Origin of the sequence: Caballeronia sp. (genome assembly GCF_049581465.1) — a bacterium.
In the GTDB taxonomy this organism is placed as follows: domain Bacteria; phylum Pseudomonadota; class Gammaproteobacteria; order Burkholderiales; family Burkholderiaceae; genus Caballeronia.
Genome location: NZ_JBAUSA010000888.1, coordinates 1 through 18,212 on the forward strand (window position 1 = coordinate 1; position 18,212 = coordinate 18,212).

19 protein-coding genes are annotated in these 18,212 nt (G+C 61.0%); 3 read left to right on the forward strand and 16 right to left on the reverse strand.

The window, feature by feature from the left end:
• Positions 1-444: 444 nt before the first annotated feature.
• Positions 445-1,527: a porin gene (locus tag WCA53_RS21680; RefSeq protein ID WP_423915476.1), complete on the forward strand. Its 1,083-nt coding sequence runs from the start codon at positions 445-447 to the stop codon at positions 1,525-1,527.
• Positions 1,528-1,655: 128 nt separating this feature from the next.
• Here WCA53_RS21680 and WCA53_RS21685 read toward each other — a convergent pair whose 3' ends face one another.
• The gene (locus WCA53_RS21685) at positions 1,656-2,621 is read right to left on the reverse strand and encodes an NAD(P)H-dependent flavin oxidoreductase (RefSeq protein WP_423915478.1); all 966 of its coding nucleotides are present in this window, start codon (positions 2,619-2,621) and stop codon (positions 1,656-1,658) included.
• 242 nt (positions 2,622-2,863) lie between these two features.
• Between WCA53_RS21685 and WCA53_RS21690 the strand changes: the two genes are divergently transcribed.
• A complete protein-coding gene (locus WCA53_RS21690) occupies positions 2,864-3,757 on the forward strand; it encodes an alpha/beta fold hydrolase (protein WP_423915480.1) in 894 nt (297 codons plus the stop codon).
• 174 nt (positions 3,758-3,931) lie between these two features.
• On the opposite strand, the gene WCA53_RS21695 is transcribed toward WCA53_RS21690, so the two are convergent.
• The 5 genes from WCA53_RS21695 to WCA53_RS21715 are packed head-to-tail and all read right to left on the reverse strand — an operon-like array spanning position 3,932 to position 7,577.
• Positions 3,932-4,840 (reverse strand): MBL fold metallo-hydrolase, encoded by a 909-nt coding sequence (locus tag WCA53_RS21695; RefSeq protein WP_423915482.1) that lies wholly within the window; start codon positions 4,838-4,840, stop codon positions 3,932-3,934.
• Positions 4,837-5,127 carry a DUF1289 domain-containing protein gene (locus WCA53_RS21700; protein WP_423915485.1) on the reverse strand — a complete coding sequence of 97 codons (291 nt, stop codon included), beginning with the start codon at positions 5,125-5,127 and terminating at the stop codon, positions 4,837-4,839. Before WCA53_RS21700 ends, WCA53_RS21695 begins: the two co-directional genes overlap by 4 nt.
• Positions 5,127-5,636: a YbaK/EbsC family protein gene (locus WCA53_RS21705; RefSeq protein ID WP_423915488.1), complete on the reverse strand. Its 510-nt coding sequence runs from the start codon at positions 5,634-5,636 to the stop codon at positions 5,127-5,129. Before WCA53_RS21705 ends, WCA53_RS21700 begins: the two co-directional genes overlap by 1 nt.
• 29 nt (positions 5,637-5,665) lie before the next feature.
• Positions 5,666-6,589 carry a hydroxymethylglutaryl-CoA lyase gene (locus WCA53_RS21710; protein ID WP_423915490.1) on the reverse strand — a complete coding sequence of 308 codons (924 nt, stop codon included), beginning with the start codon at positions 6,587-6,589 and terminating at the stop codon, positions 5,666-5,668.
• 46 nt (positions 6,590-6,635) lie between these two features.
• Entirely contained in the window at positions 6,636-7,577 is a 942-nt protein-coding gene (locus WCA53_RS21715; RefSeq protein ID WP_423915492.1) for a 2-hydroxyacid dehydrogenase, read from the reverse strand.
• A gap of 206 nt (positions 7,578-7,783) precedes the next feature.
• Here WCA53_RS21715 and WCA53_RS21720 point away from each other — a divergent pair, with 206 nt between their 5' ends.
• Positions 7,784-8,401 carry an RBBP9/YdeN family alpha/beta hydrolase gene (locus WCA53_RS21720; RefSeq protein ID WP_423915494.1) on the forward strand — a complete coding sequence of 206 codons (618 nt, stop codon included), beginning with the start codon at positions 7,784-7,786 and terminating at the stop codon, positions 8,399-8,401.
• A gap of 113 nt (positions 8,402-8,514) precedes the next feature.
• On the opposite strand, the gene bioB is transcribed toward WCA53_RS21720, so the two are convergent.
• From bioB to WCA53_RS21770, 10 genes are all read right to left on the reverse strand, one after another.
• The gene (gene bioB, locus WCA53_RS21725) at positions 8,515-9,552 is read right to left on the reverse strand and encodes a biotin synthase BioB (protein ID WP_423915496.1); all 1,038 of its coding nucleotides are present in this window, start codon (positions 9,550-9,552) and stop codon (positions 8,515-8,517) included.
• A 30-nt stretch (positions 9,553-9,582) separates the two neighbouring features.
• On the reverse strand, positions 9,583-10,308 hold the full coding sequence (bioD, locus tag WCA53_RS21730; RefSeq protein WP_423915499.1) for a dethiobiotin synthase: 726 nt from the start codon (positions 10,306-10,308) through the stop codon (positions 9,583-9,585).
• Positions 10,305-11,507, reverse strand: coding sequence for an 8-amino-7-oxononanoate synthase (gene bioF, locus WCA53_RS21735; RefSeq protein ID WP_423915501.1), 1,203 nt, complete (start codon positions 11,505-11,507; stop codon positions 10,305-10,307). The genes bioD and bioF overlap by 4 nt, the downstream gene beginning before the upstream one ends.
• The gene (gene bioA, locus WCA53_RS21740; protein ID WP_423915503.1) at positions 11,504-12,856 is read right to left on the reverse strand and encodes an adenosylmethionine--8-amino-7-oxononanoate transaminase; all 1,353 of its coding nucleotides are present in this window, start codon (positions 12,854-12,856) and stop codon (positions 11,504-11,506) included. The genes bioF and bioA overlap by 4 nt, the downstream gene beginning before the upstream one ends.
• Positions 12,857-12,909: 53 nt before the next feature.
• On the reverse strand, positions 12,910-13,707 hold the full coding sequence (locus WCA53_RS21745) for an enoyl-CoA hydratase/isomerase family protein (RefSeq protein ID WP_423915505.1): 798 nt from the start codon (positions 13,705-13,707) through the stop codon (positions 12,910-12,912).
• A 228-nt stretch (positions 13,708-13,935) separates the two neighbouring features.
• Entirely contained in the window at positions 13,936-15,177 is a 1,242-nt protein-coding gene (locus tag WCA53_RS21750; RefSeq protein ID WP_423915507.1) for a dienelactone hydrolase family protein, read from the reverse strand.
• A 377-nt stretch (positions 15,178-15,554) separates the two neighbouring features.
• Positions 15,555-15,974: a YchJ family protein gene (locus WCA53_RS21755; protein ID WP_423915509.1), complete on the reverse strand. Its 420-nt coding sequence runs from the start codon at positions 15,972-15,974 to the stop codon at positions 15,555-15,557.
• Positions 15,971-16,579 carry a glutathione S-transferase family protein gene (locus tag WCA53_RS21760; RefSeq protein ID WP_423915512.1) on the reverse strand — a complete coding sequence of 203 codons (609 nt, stop codon included), beginning with the start codon at positions 16,577-16,579 and terminating at the stop codon, positions 15,971-15,973. Before WCA53_RS21760 ends, WCA53_RS21755 begins: the two co-directional genes overlap by 4 nt.
• A 32-nt stretch (positions 16,580-16,611) precedes the next feature.
• A complete protein-coding gene (locus WCA53_RS21765) occupies positions 16,612-17,289 on the reverse strand; it encodes an SDR family oxidoreductase (RefSeq protein WP_423915515.1) in 678 nt (225 codons plus the stop codon).
• A gap of 13 nt (positions 17,290-17,302) precedes the next feature.
• Positions 17,303-18,212: acetyl-CoA C-acyltransferase (locus WCA53_RS21770; RefSeq protein ID WP_423915517.1), on the reverse strand; the 910-nt coding region annotated here is incomplete at its 5' end.

Here is an 18,212-nt window from a genome sequence, read left to right on the forward strand (position 1 = left end):
GCGTCTATGAGACGCAAGCCAATGACGTAATCGCGCCACAGTTTGGCCGCCTCCACCTCCCGCCTATTTCCTTCCTGATTGCCTGCATTAACAATACGCCCCGCGCGCTTCGCTGAACGCGACTTCATTCCCAACGTGAACGAAGATTGACTGTCTGCCGCGCCACGTATGGCTCGGCGGGATATCGGCTGGAGCGCGAGGGTAACGTTCGTATGGCTTCACATATCCAATTAGTTTCGTCGCATAAAACCGCGCCGGGCAATGTACTCAAATCGCTATACACGGCATAAGTAAAGTTTTTTTTGTCCAGAAAAATGATCCGTAAAGATGGTCCCGCCCTCAGCATTAGCCATCGATACTGCCGTTTATAAGAAGAATCTGATGTTGCGAGCAATGCCGCTCGCTGAATCCTTTATTTAAATTTTTGCTACGTTAGGAGAGTCCATGAACCCAACCGTCAGCCGCGTGCTGAAACTCGCGGCCAAGGCTACCGCTGCAGCCGGCATGTTTGGCTTGCTTGCCGCGAACTCCGCTCACGCGCAATCGAGCGTCCAGCTCTACGGACAAGTCGATGAATGGGTTGGCGCAACCAAGTTTCCAGGCAGCGCTAACGCCTGGAACGTCGGCGGCGGCGGCATGTCGACGTCTTACTGGGGCTTGAAAGGCTCCGAAGACCTGGGTGGCGGCTACAAGGCGGTATTCGCGCTGGAAAGTTTCTTTCGAGCACAGAACGGTGAGTACGGACGGTTTCAGGGCGACACGTTTTTCGCGCGCAACTCGTATGTCGGTATCGAATCGCCCTACGGTACGTTCACCGCCGGCCGATTGACGACGCAACTGTTTGTATCGACGATTCTTTTCAACCCGTTCGTCGATTCATACACTTTCTCGCCGATGGTGTATCACGTGTTTCTCGGACAGAGCACGTTTCCGACCTACACCACGGACCAGGGCGTAGTGGGCGATTCGGGCTGGAACAACGCGGTTCAGTACACCACGCCGGATTTCAACGGCTTGTCCGGCAGCGCGATGTACGCCTTGGGCGACCAGGCCGGGGAGAACGGCGCGAAGAAGTACAGCGTACAGTTTCTCTATTTCCACGGCCCATTCGCCGCGACCGGCGTCTATCAATACGTGAATTTCAGCGAGACGCCAGGCGATCTGCCGACTTTCGAGCCCGGCTACGTGAGCCAGAGCGTCGGCCAGTTGGGCGCGTCGTACGACATGAAGTACGTCAAGTTCTTCGCGCAATATATGTACACGCACAATGACATCCAGCCAGGCTCGTTCCACGTGAACACGGGGCAGGGCGGTGTCACGATACCGCTCGGAACGGGGACGGTGATGGCGTCGTACGCGTATTCGCGCAGCAACGGTGGGCTCGACCAGACGCACAAGAGCTGGGCGATCGGCTACGACTATCCGCTCTCGAAGCGAACGGACGTCTACGCGGCCTACCTGAACGATAAGTACAACAGTATTTCGTCGGGCGATACGTTCGGCGTCGGTATTCGCGCGAAATTCTGAATCAACGTGCCAAGCGAGTTTTCCTAACGCTTGGCACGCTAGGAAGTTTTCGCGCGCAGCAACGTAAAAACGCAAAAACCCCGCCGAAACGGCGAGGTTTTTGCCTGCAATGAACAGCCTGCGTTCTTTTAACGCGCGATGCCGAGTCGGGCTTTCGCGTCGTCGTATTCCTGCTTGAGGCGATTGACCAGTTCCGCGACGGTCGGCACATCGTGCATCAAGCCTACCCCTTGCCCCGCGCCCCAGATTTCCTTCCACGCCTTCGCCTTCACTGCCGAATCGCCGAAATTCATCGCCGTTTTGTCCGATAACGGCAACGCGTCTGGATCCAGACCCGCATTCACGATGCTCTGGCGAATGTAGTTGCCGTGCACGCCGGTGAACAGGTTCGTATAGATGATGTCGTTGGCTTTGGCGTCGACGATCGCGTTCTTGTATTCCTCCGGCGCATGCGCCTCGCGCGACGCGATAAAGCGGGTGCCAACGTATGCGAAATCCGCGCCCATGGCTTGCGCGGCCAGAATCGAACCGCCATTCGCGATAGCGCCGGACAGCGCGACCGGGCCGTCGAAAATGCGCCGCACTTCGCCGACCAGCGCGAACGGCGACATCATGCCCGCGTGTCCACCGGCGCCCGCCGCGACGAGAATCAAGCCATCGACGCCCGCTTCCAGTGCCTTTTCGGCATGTCGCAAATTGATCACGTCGTGCATCACGATGCCGCCGTAGCTATGCACGGCGTCGATCATTTCCTTGACCGGCGCCCGCAGGCTGGTGATGAAGATCGGCACGCGATGTTCCACGCACACACGCACATCCGCTTCCAGCCGTGCATTCGATGTATGCACGATCTGGTTCACCGCCACCGGACCGACCCGCGCGCCAGGATTCGCCGCCTTGTGCGCCTCGATCCCTTCGCCGATTTGGGTCAGCCATTCGTCCAGCAGCTCGGCCGGGCGTGCGTTCAACGCGGGAAACGAGCCCACAATGCCCGCCTTGCACTGCGCGAGCACGAGTTCCGGATAGCTGACAATGAACATCGGTGAAGCGATGACAGGCAACGCAAGCTGTTGCAGAACGGCGGGAAGTGCCATGACATGAGTCTCCTGAATGAATGTGAAAGCCGGCGATGCCATCCGTCCCTCTATTTTAAGGGTTCACAATCGCCGCGCTAAATTACGAACGATCGTTCTATTGTAGGTGAATTTTCAAATTCGTTGTCGTCAGCGTTTTCGAAGAAGTATTCAGGTTCTGCCAAGCCGCCTGGCTGTGAGCCATTGAACCGAATCCGCGCGCCTACAATGAGTTTCCCTGACCTTGATCAAGAGCCGACGCCATGCCGTTCGAGAACTATGTTCCGTTCACCGTCGATGCCGGCGGCGTCTCCATCTTCGGCATGAAGGGCGGAAACGGGCCACCGCTGTTGTTGCTTCACGGCCATCCGCAGACGCATGAAATCTGGCATCGGCTGGCTGATGTCCTGGCGCAGCATTTCACCGTGATCGCCACTGATTTGCGCGGTTACGGCGCATCGGGAAAGCCGCCGAGCGACGCGCAGCACCTACCCTATTCGAAACGCGCGATGGCCGCCGATCAGGTCGCGGTCATGCAACACTTCGGTTTCGAGCAGTTCATGGTTTGTGCGCACGATCGCGGCGCGCGCGTGGCCCATCGGATGGCGGTTGACTTCCCGCGAGCCGTCGATCGCCTGATGCTGCTTGATATTGCTCCGACGCTTGCGATGTACGAAGCCACCGATCGCGCATTCGCCACCGCGTATTTTCATTGGTTCCTCCTGATCCAGCCGGAGCCGCTTCCGGAATTGCTGATTGGATCGCAGCCGGACGCGTATGTTGAACGGGTGATGGGCAGCCGGCACGCCGGACTCGCGCTGTTCGCGCCGCATGCGTTGCAGGCGTATCGCGATGCGTTGAAGCAGCCAGGCGCGGTGCATGCAATGTGCGAGGATTATCGGGCGTCGGCGACGATTGATCTTGAACACGATCGGGCAGATCTTGAGTGCGGCAACAAGATCGCTTGCCCGCTGCGCGTGCTGTGGGGCGCGGAAGGTGTGATCGAAAAAAATTTCAAGCCGCTCGATGAATGGCGTCGTGTGGCGCGCGATGTCAGCGGCCGGAAGGTGCCTGCCGGGCACTACAGTGCGGAGGAAGTGCCGGACGAATTGCTGGCGGAGATCCTGGCGTTCTTTGAGGCGGATGAGGGCGTGTGAAGGATGCTTGATCGTTGTCGTGGGCCGTGCGACCGGCCGTAAACATTTTTCAGGAAAACCCCCGATGCACGGATCGAGCAGTCGGGTTACCATGTCACAGACGCTGATCACGTCGCCTAAATTCTTCCGTCTGCCTTCACTGACAGGCGGTTTTTTTTAATCAATACGTCCCGTTCAGGCGATCTTCACCACATCCCCGTCAAGCTTCAGCACCCCGCTTCCCGCCAGTTCATCCAGATATTTGCTCACCAATGCCGGACGGTCGTCGGAGAGAATATCTGCGGCGGCGCGCATCGCCCGTGCTTCTTCGACGAGGCTCAGCAAATCGCCCACAGGCATGGAGCGCAACTCCATCAGCTTGAACACGATCAACACTTTCAGCGCATTTCTCGCGTTACGCGCGGGGTCGGTGCGTAAGAAATCGATCCGCGACGAAGCAACCTCAAGTGCCTTCGATACATCCGAAAACGGCGCGCCATGACCCGGAATCACCGCGCGGATATCGAGCGTGCGGATCAGGTCGAGCACCGCGCGTTGCTCGGCGAAGCCGCTGTCGCCTTCCAGTTCGGGAAAGATTACGCCGAAGCCGTTCTCCCACAATGCATCGGCGCTAATCAGCAGGCGTTCTTCCGCGCAATACAGCATCAGCGAGTGCGGGTCGTGACCGGGCGCGCCGAGCACGGACCAGTCGAGCGCGCCGAGCCGAAGCATCGCGCCCGGCGCGATCGTTCCCGTAAATCCGAAGCGTTCGCAGTGCTGGCCCGTGGCGAGAAACGTGAGCGCGTGTTCGTCCCAGGCTCGCACGGCTTCGGCTTCGGTCGATGGAATCAGGGTCCCGCACGCAAAGTTCGCCTGGAGCAAGGCGTTGCCGCCGCAATGGTCCGAGTGCAAGTGGGTGTTCACGATCAGGTCGAGCGAGCGACCGGCGCCAAGCGCCTGGCGCACGAGTGCGAGGGTCTGCGGCGCGTGCGACGAGTAGCCGGAATCGACCAGGGCGGTGCGCTCGTCATCGATGAAAAGTACGTTATTCGATGACAGCCAGCCGCGTTCGAACACGCGCATCGACTTAGGCAACGCGATCATTGCTGCTGCTCTTTCGGCGCGACGACGATCGTAGCCGTCGCCTTGACCGAGTCGGACGGACGGGCAAGCGTGCCCTCGAAACGCCCGCCTATGCGAACCTCGCGCGGCGTTTTTTTCCGCACATCGGCTTCTGCCAATATCCCGCGCTTTTGCACGGCGTCGGCCGATGACCACGCGGCGATTTCATCGATCGTTCGAAAACAGCCGTCGCACAATCCCGTCGATGCGTTCATCCGGCATACATGGATGCACGGCGACGCAATTCTGTCGGCGGCGCGGCTGTTCATCACGCGGTCTCGCGCAACGCGACATCAGCAACGGGCGCGCCCGTCAACGCCACCAATTCCTGCGGCGTGAGATTGAATACCGCGTGCGGGTGACCGGCGGCGGCCCACAGGCTATCGAGCGCGAGCAGGTCTTCATCGATCAGCGTGACCGGACGCGTGGCATGGCCGATGGGGCAAACGCCTCCGATCGCGTAGCCGGTCTTTTCGCGTACGAACTTGGCGTCGGCACGGGCCAACTCGCCAACGCGTTGCGCGACCTTCTTCTCATCGACGCGGTTGATGCCGCTTGCAATCACCAGCACGGGTGCGTCGTCCAGCTTGCGCCGGAACAAAATCGATTTGGCGATTTGCGCGACGGAGCAGCCCAGTCCGGCAGCGGCTTCTGCCGAGGTCTTGCCCGTCTCGGCCAGCATCACAATACGCTTCGGGTGGCCGCGTTCCTCCAACAACAAGGCGACGCGGCGTGCGGAATCAGGCAGGGCATCGAGCGTTTGGTTCGTCGTATCCATGAGCAATCAATAAAAGTTAGGATTCCAGTTTAAACACATGATCCAGCGCTATCGCGTTTCTTCGCGAGCAACGCACGACCGGCCCGCGATGCGCTCGGCTTGCCGATCGCTTGCGAAATGAAATCGCCGATCTCCACGAGCTGATCGAGGTCCACGCCCGTTTCGATACCCAGTCCGTTCAGCAAGAAAATCACGTCTTCGGTCGCGACGTTCCCGGTCGCGCCCTTCGCATAAGGACAGCCGCCGAGTCCCGCCACCGACGCATGAAATATCTCGATGCCTTCCTGCAGCGACGCGTAGACATTCGCGACGGCTTGTCCGTAGGTATCGTGGAAATGGCCTGACAAGCGTTCGCGCGGGAATACCTTCGATACAGCAGCCATTACCTCGCGCGTTCGCCCTGCGGTTCCAACGCCAATCGTGTCGGCGATATCGATTTCATCGCAGCCCAGCGCCTTCATGCGTTCGACGACATCGACCACGGATTCCACTGGAACGTCGCCTTGATACGGGCATCCGAGCGAGCAGGAGATGCTACCGCGCACGCGCAGGCCGGCATCTTTCGCGGCTTTCGCGACGGGTTCGAAACGCGCGATGCTTTCCGCGATGCTGCAATTGATGTTCTTCTGCGAAAACGCTTCGCTGGCCGCGCCGAAGATCACGATCTCGTCGACCCGGGCGTCGAGCGCCGCTTCGAAACCGCGTAAGTTAGGCGTGAGCGCCGAATAGATGGTGCCCGGACGCCGCGCGATGCCGGCCATCACGGCTGCGCCGTCGGCCATTTGCGGCACCCATTTCGGCGAGACGAACGACGCCGATTCCACGTTCTGCAAGCCGGCGTTCGAGAGCCGGTTCACAAGATCGATCTTGATCTGCGTGGCAACAAAGTCCTTCTCGTTCTGCAAGCCGTCGCGCGGCCCGACTTCGACGATTTTTACCTTCGATGGCAGCATGTTTGTCTCCGTTGATCAGGCGTCTCATCAGGCGCTTGGCTGTTTTCTAGTAACCGAGTTTGACATCGACTATGCCGGATATCGGCTCGCCGCGTGCGTGCGCAGCGATCTTCTCCGCGACCTGCGCGACGCTTTCCTCGCGCAACGTCATCGCCGAGATATGCGGCGTGAGCGTAATGCGCGGCGTGCGCCAGAACGGATGATCTTCGGGCAAAGGTTCGGTGTGGAAAACATCGAGCGTCGCGGCGGCGATCTGGCCGGATTTCATCGCGTGGAGCAGGTCTTCGTCGACGAGATGCGCGCCGCGCGCAAGGTTCACGAGATACGCGCCCGGCGCGAGCCGTTCGAACGCGCGACGGCTCAGGATGCCTTCCGTGTCTGGCGTATGCGGCAAGAGGTTGATGAGCATTTTCGCGCCGTCGAGGAACGCGTCGAATTGTTCCGGGCCGGCGAAGGTCCGCACGCCATCAATGTCTTTCTTCGTGCGGCTAAAACCGCGCACCGGAATGCTGAGGGTCGTGAGCCGCTCCACGACTTTCGTACCCAGAACGCCCAGGCCGAGCACGCCGACCGTGAATTCATCGCGGGAGTGCGGCACGAGCTTTTCCCATTTGTGGGCTCGCTGGAGCGCGTCGTATTCATCGAAACGACGCATGTAGCGCAGCACCGCGTGGGTCGCGTATTCCACCATTTGCACCGACATGCCCGTGTCTTCCAGGCGCACCAGCAGCGCGTTCGGCGGCAACGTGCCGGGATGCGTGCGTTCGAGTTCAACAATCGCATCGACGCCCGCGCCCAGGTTGAACACCGCCTTCAGGTCCGGACGACAGGCCAGCATTTCGGGTGGCGGACGCCAGACAACGGCGTAATCGGCGGGGGCGGTGTCGCCAGGCTGCCATTCGCGGATATCGGCGCCGGGGAGCGCGAGGGCCAGATCGCGCAGCCAAAGCGACGCGTCGGCGTGCTGCTCGTAGAAAATGATCTTCATCGAAGTGTTCGTGCTCGCTGGAGAGGGACAGGGCGTTTTCGATGCTTACGCTTGCGTCAAGGAAGTATTTTACGTTTTCGCCGGCGAACGCGGGCCGGTTCGGAAAGTCCCCATAACCTAATGACGATAACTTGGTTCACGCCCCTGAATCCTCCCCGCAAAATGACTTTTCACCATGCCGGTGTGTCGCCGGCAGCGAGGTTGATATGGATTCATGCAGCAAATCGGCGTGGCCGCCGCGGTTGGTTACGGTGCCCGGCCTGCACGGCAGTGAAGGCGCGCACTGGCAAACGTGGCTCGAACGGCAATATCCAAGGTCGATACGCGTCGAACAGGACGATTGGGACGCCCCCCAACTTGTGACCTGGGCGCGAGCCGTCGCGGAGGGCGTCAACAGGGCGCACGGTCCGGTGATTCTGGCCGCCCATAGCTTTGGCTGCCTGGCAGCGGCGCACGCAATCTCGGAAGGCATGACAGGCGATGCCATTGCCGGCGTGTTGTTTGTCGCGCCCGCTAGTCCACAGAAGTTCAAATTCGCCGGGGCGTTCGAGCCGCGTCGGCTAAACGTGCCTTCTGTGCTGGTCGCGAGCCAGTCCGATCCCTGGATGCCCTTCGACGAAGCCCTGCGCCTTGCCAGCCAGCTCGGCAGCGCGCTGGTGAATCTCGGCGATGCCGGCCACATCAACACGGCGGCGGGCTTCGGGCCGTGGCCGCGTGCGAAGTATTTCGTCGATACCCTGATTCATTGCGCAGCGCCGGTACGTTTTGCGGAAGTACGGGACGTGGACGTTGTCGAGCGCTTCGCGCAACCGGCTTACAGTTAGCGCGTGTATTCCTAAGAGGGGCCAACCAAAAAAAGGCCGTTCCAACTCGCGTTGGAAACGGCCTTAGCTTTAAGCCGCGATGGATCAGATCTCAGCCGTAGTCAGCCCTACGTTCACTGAACCTTCGCCTCACAAGCCTTCGCCACTTGCATCGCCTGTGACGCTTCCGCCCGCATCCCCAGCCGCTCAAGCAGATTCCTATCCGCCTCAGCCTGCGGATTGCTCGTAGTCAGCAACTGATCGCCGTAAAAAATCGAGTTCGCGCCAGCCAGGAAACACAGCGCCTGCAACGCCTCGTCCATCTGCTCGCGTCCCGCCGATAACCGGACCATCGCCTTGGGCATCGTGATGCGCGCAACGGCGATCGTCCGCACGAACTCAAACGGGTCAAGCGGCGGCGTTCCCGTCAACGGCGTGCCTTCCACCTGCACGAGATTGTTGATCGGCACCGATTCCGGATACGGCTCCATATTTGCCAACTGCGTGATCAGCCCGGCACGCTCGCGTCGCGATTCGCCCATCCCGACAATCCCGCCGCAACACACGTTGATGCCCGCATCGCGGACATGTTCGAGCGTATCCAGCCGGTCCTGATACGTTCGCGTCGAGATGATCTGCCCATAAAATTCCGGCGATGTATCCAGGTTATGGTTGTAGTAATCCAGCCCTGCGTCACGCAGGCTTGTTGCCTGATGCGGTTCCAGCATGCCCAGCGTCACGCAGGTTTCGAGACCCATCGCCTTCACGCCGCGAATCATGTCGCGGATCGGTTCCAGATGCTGCTCCTTCGGATTGCGCCACGCCGCGCCCATGCAGAAACGCGTCGCGCCGTTCGCCTTGGCGATCTCGGCGGCTTTAAGGACTTCATCGACGGCCATCAGCTTTTCAGCTTTCAAACCGGTATCGTGATGCGACGATTGCGGGCAATACGCACAATCCTCGGGACATCCCCCCGTTTTAATTGAGAGCAGTGTGGAAAGCTGAACCGTGTTGGCGTCGAAATGTTCGCGATGCACGGCTTGCGCGCGAAACAGCAGGTCGTTGAACGGCAGGTCGTAGAGTGCAACGATATCCGCCACGCGCCAGCGTGCGAGGGTTTGCGGCGCGGCGGCCATAGCGGACGTTTCGGCGATCTGTACTTGCTGAGTCATGGAGCGTTCCCTGGTTCGGATAACTGTGAGTTACTGGCCCGTGGTTGCTGAACGAAGCGCATCCAGCAACAACGAGGTATCGATATAGGTGGCCGCGTGTCGCGCGTCCGGCGGCGCGAGGCGCGGAATCGTGCCGAGCAGCGGCGCGTTGTATTGGCTGTCGAGTCGCAGTTGCATCGCCCCGATGTTCTCGGCCGGAAAGAGCATGTCCGGGTCGACCGTATTGGCGACCCAGCCCACCAGCCGAAGTCCGCGTGCAGCGATAGCCTCGGCGCTCAACAACGCGTGGCTAATGCAACCCAGCCGCATGCCGACGACCAGCACGACGGGCAAGTTCAACGCGAATGCGAGGTCAGCGGTATCGTGGACATCGGTCAGCGGCACGCGAAATCCACCCACACCTTCCACCACCACAATGTCCGCTTGCTGTACGGCGAACTGGTGAGCCTCCACGATCCGCGCGATATCCAGCGAGACGTTCTCGCGTGCGGCCGCGATATGCGGTGCGGCGGCTTCCTTCAGCATGAAGGGCGTACGGATCGATGGCGGCAACGCGACGTTCGCGGCGGCATCGAGTTGATCGGCGTCTTCGTTGTGCAGAACGCCATCGACCTCGAATGCGCCCGCCGCGATGGGTTTCATCGCAGCGGCTTTCAGGCCGAGCGCCGCGAAACCGTGCAGCAACGCGGCCGAGACGAGTGTCTTGCCGATCTCGGTATCCGTGCCGGTGACGAAGAGGGAAAGCGCGCCGGTCATGCTCGGTTGCTCAAGGTTTGCAGGGCGTCGTCAAGTTTCGCGAGGTCATCGAAACCATGCGCTGCCGACAGCGAAATCCGCAACCGCGATGTTCCAACCGGAACGGTCGGCGGCCGGATTGCCGGCACCCACATGCGGTACTCGTCGAGCGCGCCGGCGAGCGCGAGCGTCTCTTCGTTCCCGCCGATGATCAACGGCTGAACCGCGGTATGCGAATCGACAGGTTGCCAGCGCGTGCGCTTGAGCATGGCGCGCGTGCGTTCGATCAGGGCGGCGAGATGCGCCCGCCGTTCGTCGCCTTCCTGGCCGCCGATCAACCCAATGCTCGCCGATACCGCGTGCGCCACCGCCGGCGCCGATGCCGTCGTGAAAATGTACGGCCTCGCGCGCTGGATGAACCATTCGATCACCGTTTCATGCGCGATCACGAATGCGCCCGAGACACCGGCCGCCTTGCCGAGCGTGCCGACATAGACAAGATGTTCCGAGCGCAGAGCAGCGTCGGCCAGCGCGCCGCGACCTTGCGGGCCGAGTACGCCGAAGCCGTGTGCATCGTCGACAACGAGCCATGCGCCGTAGCGTTCGGCCAGTTCAAGCAAACGAGCGAGCGGCGCGATATCGCCGTCCATGCTGAAGACGGTGTCGGTCACGAGCAGCTTCGTCGTGCCGTCGTTCGCGCACGCTTGAAGCGAGACTTCGAGCGCTTGAACGTCGGCATGGGGATAGACGTGAATCTTCGCACGCGATAACCGCGCGCCATCGATGAGCGAAGCGTGGTTCAACGCGTCGCAGAACAGCGTTGCGTCACGGCTACCCAACGCCGTCAGCGTCGCGAGATTCGCCATGTAGCCGGTGCTGAAATAGAGCGCGCGGGCTGCGTCGACGAAGCCGCCGGAGAACGCCGCGAGATCGTCTTCGAGCTTCGCGTGCGCGCGCGAATGGCCGCCGAGCAGATGCGAGCCGCCACTGCCCGCGCCATATAATCGCGCGCCTTCGGCCAAGGCTTCGCGCAAGGTTTCGTGCGCCGCGAGGCCGAGATAATCGTTGCTCGCAAAGCCGATGATCTCACGCCCGTCAACCGTCATATGCGCGGCGCAGGCGCTATCGATGATCCGGCGACGACGGCGCAACCCGGCGCGATCGATGTCGGCAATACCTTGTTTCAGCGTATCGAGAAGTGAGGACGACGTGGCGCTCATGCGGCCTCCGCTAGCGTTTGATCGAGGGTCTTTAGCGTGCGTTCGGCGAGCAGTGCAAGTTCGTTGTCGCTGAGGATGTACGGCGGCATCAAATAGACAGTCGTACCGATAGGGCGCATTAAAAGCTCGTGTTTCAGGGCGGTTTTGAAGAACCGCCGCGAAAACGTCCGGGCCTTCGATGCGTCTTCCAGGGCAACATCGAATGCGAAGATCGTGCCGCGTTCGCGCAGGTTTTTAACTTGAGCGTGCGTACCGAGCGGACTCAACGCATCACGCAAAAGGGCGGATTTCCGACGGTTCCCCTCAAGCACGTTTGCACTATCAAAGAGATCGAGTGTCGCCAGCGCGGCGCGGCACGCGAGCGGATTTCCCGTGTACGAATGCGAATGGAGAAAGCCTCGTGTCATGTCGTCATCGTAGAAAGCGGCGTAGATTTCGTCGCGCGTCATCACGATCGACAGTGGCAAATATCCGCCGCTAATGCCCTTCGATAAACATACGAAGTCCGGCCATATTCCCGCCTGTTCGCATGCGAAGAACGTACCGCTACGGCCGCAACCGACCGCGATTTCATCGGCGATAAGATGCACGCCAAACTCATCGCAGAGTGCACGCAAGCCCGTCAAATACGATGGATCGTGCATCGCCATGCCGGCGGCGCACTGCACGAGGGGCTCGACAATCACCGCCGCAAGGTGTGGCGCGCGCGCCGCGAACAGCGCGCGCATGTCGGCCAGCGCGCGTTGAGCGACATCGTGCGCGGTTTCGCCTTGCAACGCATTGCGTGCGTCCGGCGATGTCACCACGTGCGCGTGGCGAATCAGCGGATCGTAAGCGTCCTTGAACAACGCGACATCGGTCACGCCCAACGCACCGATGGTCTCGCCGTGATAGCTATTCGCAAGGCACACGAATTCCTGCTTCTCCGAATGCCCGCTATTGCGCCAGAAGTGGAAGCTCATCTTCAAGGCGATTTCAACTGCCGATGCGCCATCGGAGGCAAAAAACGCGTGTCCCAGTGTGTGCTGCGTAAGTGCGCCCAGGCGCTCGGCAAGCAGCACGGCGGGCTCGTGCGTGCAGCCTGCGAGCATCGCGTGTTCGAGCGTATCCAACTGATCTTTCAACGCTGCATTAATCGATGGATTCGCGTGGCCGAACAAATTGACCCACCACGAACTGATGGCATCGAGATAGCGGTTGCCATCGTGGTCATAGAGCCATGCGCCTTCGCCGCGTGCAATCGGCACAAGCGGCATGCGTTCATGGTGCTTCATTTGCGTACACGGATGCCACACGGCACGCAGCGAGCGCGCAACCCAGTCATCGGTTGCAGGCGTTGACGATTTCAAGTTCAAAACGACTCCAGGGGAGCGGTCCGAAGGACCAACGCTCCCGGCTACTTTCACGCAAGCCAGGACGGCTTGCTCTTCTCAAGAAAACTGCGCACCCCCTCGCGCCCTTCATCGGACGAACGAATGCGTGCGATGCGCTCGGCGGTGTCGGCCATCACCCCTTCGTCGATCTCCTTGCCCGCCAGATCCACGACCAACTGTTTGCACTCGCGCACGGCGTTCGGGCTGTTCGCCGCAATCGCTGCAGCGACGGCGTCGACGGTGCTTTGAAGCGTGTCCGCCGTCACCACCTGATGCACGAAGCCAATACGCAGCGCCTCGGCGGCACCGAAACGTTCCGCCGTCACGAAATACCGATGCGCCGAGCGTGCGCCCATCGCGCGGACCACATAGGGCGCGATGGTCGCGGGCATCAACCCGAGCCGCGCTTCGGACAGGCAAAAGGTCGCCGAATCCGCGCATATCGCAATGTCGCTCACCGCGACAAGACCCATGCCGCCCGCGTATGCATCGCCCTGAACTTGCGCGATAACCGGCGTCTTGCATGCATAGATCGTGTTGAGCATGGTGGCGAGGCCGAGCGCGTCGGCACGGTTCTCGTTGTGCGAGTAGCCGGCCATCCGCTTCATCCAGTTCAGGTCGGCGCCCGCACAAAATGCGGGACCGTTCGCGGCGAGCACGATGGCGCGCACGGAGGCGTCGTCAGTGAGCGCACGGAAAGCGGCGGTCAACTCCACGATGGTCGTATCGTCGAAGGCGTTGCGCACTTCGGGCCGGTCGAGCGTCACGCGCGCCACGTGTGCGTCGACGGTAACTTTGATGCGCTGCAAGTTCATTGCGTCGGTCATGGCGTATTCCGCAGATTGGCGACTAGGCTCCGATTATCTCTAAATTCGTCCCGAGATTCGATCCCGGCGATGTTTGCCGGCGAGTGCGCCCGCGCGGCGAAGCATCTGAATCGGAGGTAAAGCGTGTAACTTCGCGCATCTCACGTGCTAACGGAAGCTTCCCGGCGCTGAAATGCAGAACGCCGGCTTCAAGAGGCCGGCGCTTTATAAACGAGTGGTGAAGCGGAATTAACGCGATGCCGTTTCTGTCTGGCCGACGTCGCGATTGTTCCAGACCACGGCGTCGTTCACCGCGTAGAGTTTGCACGGGGCGTTACTTTGCTTCTGGCAACCGGCGAGCGCCACGGACATGGGGTCGTCGCCGCCTTCGGCCCACGACCACGCGCCGGAATCCGATACGGCGAACGCGCGGCTCGAATACTGGTTCAGGAAGTTGCGATAGCCGTCGCGGCCGCTTTCATCGACGAAAGGCACGGCTTTCACTGCGTCGACGCTGGCATAGCCGGTCGCCGCGGGTGCTTGCGGTGCGGAAACCTGGTAGCGGACATCCGTTGGCATGCCGATCCCGGCCAGGAAGTTCTTGACCCGTGGCCACCAGATCGCTACGCCGTCGCGATCGCCCACCAGCCGATGCGCGTCGTTCTTGTACACGCCAAAGTCGACCATGTTGGCCGGTGCGCCGTGGGTGGTGTATGACACGAACATGTTGTCGGCGAGGTCGCCTTGCCATACGGAGTCGTTGCTGCCGTACATCCACAGCGACGGCAACTTGACGTGTTCGCCGTATTCGCCGAACGCGCTCGTGAGGTTCTTTTGCCAGTTTTCGCAACCGTCTTGGCGAAGGCCGCCGGAGAAGTTGATCAGGCCGCGCACGCCGCTGACCGACTGGGCGTCTTGCGCGCCGTACGCCATGGTGACGAGGCCGCCGTGCGAGGAGCCGGCCACGACGATATGGTTGGTATCGACGTACGGCTGCTTGCTCATATACGCGACGGTTGCCGCTACGTCACGGGCTTGCGAGAGGCCGTTGGCTTCCACATCGCAGCCGTTGCCTGCGTATTCGCCGCCTGACCCCGCGAAGCCGCGTCGGTTCGGCACGACGACTACATAGCCGTGGCGGACGAATTCGCGTGCGAGCGCGAGGGGGCGGGAACGGGGTTGTTCGTGAGCGTCGCCCGGAAGTTTGCCGTGATTGAACACGACCATGGGGAACGGGCCGTTGCCGTTGGGCTTGAATACGGTGGTTTCGAGCGTGACGTCGTCGGAAGGCACGCCGATCACGCTTTCGTTAAGCGTGGCATCGACAACGGGAAGCGACGGATCTAGCGTGGAACGGGTGACACCGAAGGCGGGGGCGTCGAGGGACGCATATTGCCGGGCGCCCGGAAATGATTCGGCATGCGCCACGGCACACATTGCCATGACCGCACACACCCATGCGCATCGCGCCACCGCTTGCTTCAAATGCATCCCCGAGGCTCCAACTGCATTCGGCCTAGCTGGTAAGTTCAGCGTGACGGCCAGGGGTTGTCTAGAACCATCGACCTGCGCGATATAACTGTAAAATCAGTATCGCATGGTAGATCGTTAAGTCATGCCTGCAATAGGCACGACAATGGGCCTTAAAACGGATCACCGTTGCATCGGAATTAATTGCGCTTATGAAACAAGGACTTAATAAATATCCCAAGCGCATCGCCGATGTATGGCGTAGCTATAGACTAACCGGACAAAATGGTGCGGCGCAATTAGCAATAGCCCGAATTCAAGGACTAATTTCTGGCGAAAGGGGACGGTAAGGGAATTAATGCCGAAAGGGGGAAAGTTCTGCCATCGGAACCGGTCCGCTAGCTTACATCTCCGTCAACATAGCGCCACCGCCCCTGTCCATCCCGTTCGAAGCGGCTGGTCTCGTGCAACCGATGCGCCCGTCCGCCAACTTTGTATCGCGCCACGAATTCGACTTCGGCGTGGTCAGCATCTACTTGCGTATGGCGCTTGATCTGCAAGCCGAGCCAGCGGGTCGCGTTGTCAACAGAAGCGTCCAGATCAGCCGGGCAGGTGGCATCGGCCCATGTCGCCCGCAAGTAGGCGGTTTCACCGAGCACATAGGCTGTGTAGCGCGACCGCATCAGTTCCATCGCGTTGCCGGCCGCCGCGCCGCCACCTTCAATAAAGCGGCCGCAGCACTCGGTATATCGCGGCGCCCTCGCCACCACGGTCCCCGGCGACGCCCCGCCACAAGGGCATTCGACTGGCGCGGTCATACGTCCACGCCCGGCATTTCAATGTGGCGCGGCTGCGCTTTCACCCGCGCCAGCCAAGCGCGAATCGCCACGTAGCGCGAGAGGTCGAGGTTGGCTTCATCGGCGACGTGGGTGTACGCGTACAACGCGATATCTGCAATGCTGTACTGCTCATCGACGAAATACGTTCGCGTTCCTAAATGCTTTTCCATCACATCGAGCGCACGATAGGAACCCGCAGTCTTCTCGGGCAAGCGAGGATCGTCCGGATGTTTCGCGAACTGAAGAATGTAACGCGCCACGGCGATATTCGGCTCGTGGCTGTATTGCTCGAAGAACATCCATTGCAAAACGCGCGCACGCGAAAGACGTCCCGCCGGCAGCAGCGGCGTGTTCTCGGCTAGGTAAAAGAGAATCGCGTCCGATTCAAACAAACACGTGGTTTGGTCTAGTTGAAGCACCGGCACTTTGCCGTTCGGATTCAACTGACGAAACGCATCGGTTCGCGTGCCGCCGTTCATCATGTCTACTTCGTGCCAGACGTATGGCAATTCCAGTTGTTCGAGCGCAAGCCGGACCTTGTAGCAATTCCCCGACGACGCCACGCCATGCACCTGGTAACTCACTGATGTTGCTCCCGGCTAATGTTCACCACGGTTCACCACGCGAGCGGCGTGCCGTCGTATTGCACGAAACTGCCGTTGAATTTTGTGCGATCCGCTCGCGCCGCTGCAATCACCGCGCGCATGCCGGTCACGCTATGCGCAGGATCGATCGCGGCCGACGTTCCGCCCATGTCCGTGCGCACCCAACCCGGATGCAAAGCGATGCAAGTCGAGCCGTGCGCTTCCAGCGACGCCGCCTTGAGCGACGCGTTCAACGCCGCCTTGCTCGCACGATACAGCCACCCCGACGCGTTGTTCATATCGCGGATCCCACCCATCTTGCTCGACACCACGGCGAGCACGCCGCTGGCAGCATCGGTGAGAGGCAGCAAAATCGGCAGCAATTGCATCGGGCCGCGCACGTTGGTATGCATCACCTGGTCGAAATCGTCAGCCTCAATGGGCTCGACGTGTTCCGTTCGCGGCCCATAGACGCCCGCCACGATCACCGCGAGATCCAGCTTTTCGCCGTCCAGTTGCGAGCCGAACGTGGCAATTTGCTCGGGCTGCGTGATGTCGAGCGAGAAGGTTTCCGCGCCCATTGCACGAAGCGCGGCGAGCGCCGCCGAATCGCGCGCGGTGGCCAGCACGCGCCAGCCATCGCGACCATAACTGCGCACGAACTCATGGCCGAGCCCGCGCGATGCACCCACGATCAATACGGTTTTCATTTCACCTGGGACCTTAGACAATTTCGATGCCCATTGCCGTCGCTTCGCCGCCGCCAATGCACAACGTTGCCACGCCGCGCTTCAGGCCGCGATGACGCAACGCGCCGATCAGGGTCACGAGAATCCGTGCGCCCGATGCGCCGATCGGATGGCCCAGCGCGCACGCGCCGCCGTTCACGTTGACTTTCTCGTGCGGCAAATCGTGCTCGCGCATCGCTGCCATCGCGACGACCGCGAACGCCTCGTTGATCTCGAACAGATCGACCTGGTTGGCTCGCCAGCCGTTCTTCTCGAACAGCTTGGTGATCGCGCCGACGGGCGCCGTAGTGAACAGCGCGGGTTCCTGCGCGAACGTGCTGTGGCCGACCACGCGTGCAAGCGGCATAACGCCGAGCTTCTCCGCAGTGGAAGCACGCATCATCACGAGCGCGGCCGCGCCATCGGATATCGACGATGAATTTGCCGCCGTCACCGTGCCATCCTTCGCGAACGCAGGCTTGAGCGTCGCGATCTTGTCGAGGTTGGCCTTGAACGGCTGTTCATCGCGATCGATGACGGTATCGCCCTTGCGTCCCGCCACCGTTACCGGCGCGATCTCCCAGCGGAACGAACCGTCCTCGCTTGCCCGCTTCGCCCGACGCAGCGATTCGACGGCAAACGCGTCCTGCGCCTCTCGCGAAAATTGAAACGACCCAGCGCACTGCTCCGCGAACGTGCCCATCAAGCGGCCCTTTTCGTACGCGTCTTCCAGGCCGTCGAGGAACATGTGATCGAGTACCTGACCATGTCCCATGCGCATGCCGCCGCGCGCCTTGGGTAGCAAATACGGCGCGTTGGTCATGCTTTCCATCCCGCCGGCCACGATCACCGCTGCGGAATCCGCCAGCAACATGTCGTGCGCGAACATGGCGGCACGCATGCCC

Excerpts from the sequence above, each read along its gene's own strand:
- WCA53_RS21680 (WP_423915476.1), top strand. The coding sequence starts at position 445 with ATGAACCCAACCGTCAGCCGCGTGCTGAAACTCGCGGCCAAGGCTACC.
- WCA53_RS21685 (WP_423915478.1), bottom strand. The coding sequence starts at position 2,621 with ATGGCACTTCCCGCCGTTCTGCAACAGCTTGCGTTGCCTGTCATCGCT.
- WCA53_RS21690 (WP_423915480.1), top strand. The coding sequence starts at position 2,864 with ATGCCGTTCGAGAACTATGTTCCGTTCACCGTCGATGCCGGCGGCGTC.
- WCA53_RS21695 (WP_423915482.1), bottom strand. The coding sequence starts at position 4,840 with ATGATCGCGTTGCCTAAGTCGATGCGCGTGTTCGAACGCGGCTGGCTG.
- WCA53_RS21700 (WP_423915485.1), bottom strand. The coding sequence starts at position 5,127 with ATGAACAGCCGCGCCGCCGACAGAATTGCGTCGCCGTGCATCCATGTA.
- WCA53_RS21705 (WP_423915488.1), bottom strand. The coding sequence starts at position 5,636 with ATGGATACGACGAACCAAACGCTCGATGCCCTGCCTGATTCCGCACGC.
- WCA53_RS21710 (WP_423915490.1), bottom strand. The coding sequence starts at position 6,589 with ATGCTGCCATCGAAGGTAAAAATCGTCGAAGTCGGGCCGCGCGACGGC.
- WCA53_RS21715 (WP_423915492.1), bottom strand. The coding sequence starts at position 7,577 with ATGAAGATCATTTTCTACGAGCAGCACGCCGACGCGTCGCTTTGGCTG.
- WCA53_RS21720 (WP_423915494.1), top strand. The coding sequence starts at position 7,784 with ATGGATTCATGCAGCAAATCGGCGTGGCCGCCGCGGTTGGTTACGGTG.
- bioB (WP_423915496.1), bottom strand. The coding sequence starts at position 9,552 with ATGACTCAGCAAGTACAGATCGCCGAAACGTCCGCTATGGCCGCCGCG.
- bioD (WP_423915499.1), bottom strand. The coding sequence starts at position 10,308 with ATGACCGGCGCGCTTTCCCTCTTCGTCACCGGCACGGATACCGAGATC.
- bioF (WP_423915501.1), bottom strand. The coding sequence starts at position 11,507 with ATGAGCGCCACGTCGTCCTCACTTCTCGATACGCTGAAACAAGGTATT.
- WCA53_RS21745 (WP_423915505.1), bottom strand. The coding sequence starts at position 13,707 with ATGACCGACGCAATGAACTTGCAGCGCATCAAAGTTACCGTCGACGCA.
- WCA53_RS21750 (WP_423915507.1), bottom strand. The coding sequence starts at position 15,177 with ATGCATTTGAAGCAAGCGGTGGCGCGATGCGCATGGGTGTGTGCGGTC.
- WCA53_RS21755 (WP_423915509.1), bottom strand. The coding sequence starts at position 15,974 with ATGACCGCGCCAGTCGAATGCCCTTGTGGCGGGGCGTCGCCGGGGACC.
- WCA53_RS21765 (WP_423915515.1), bottom strand. The coding sequence starts at position 17,289 with ATGAAAACCGTATTGATCGTGGGTGCATCGCGCGGGCTCGGCCATGAG.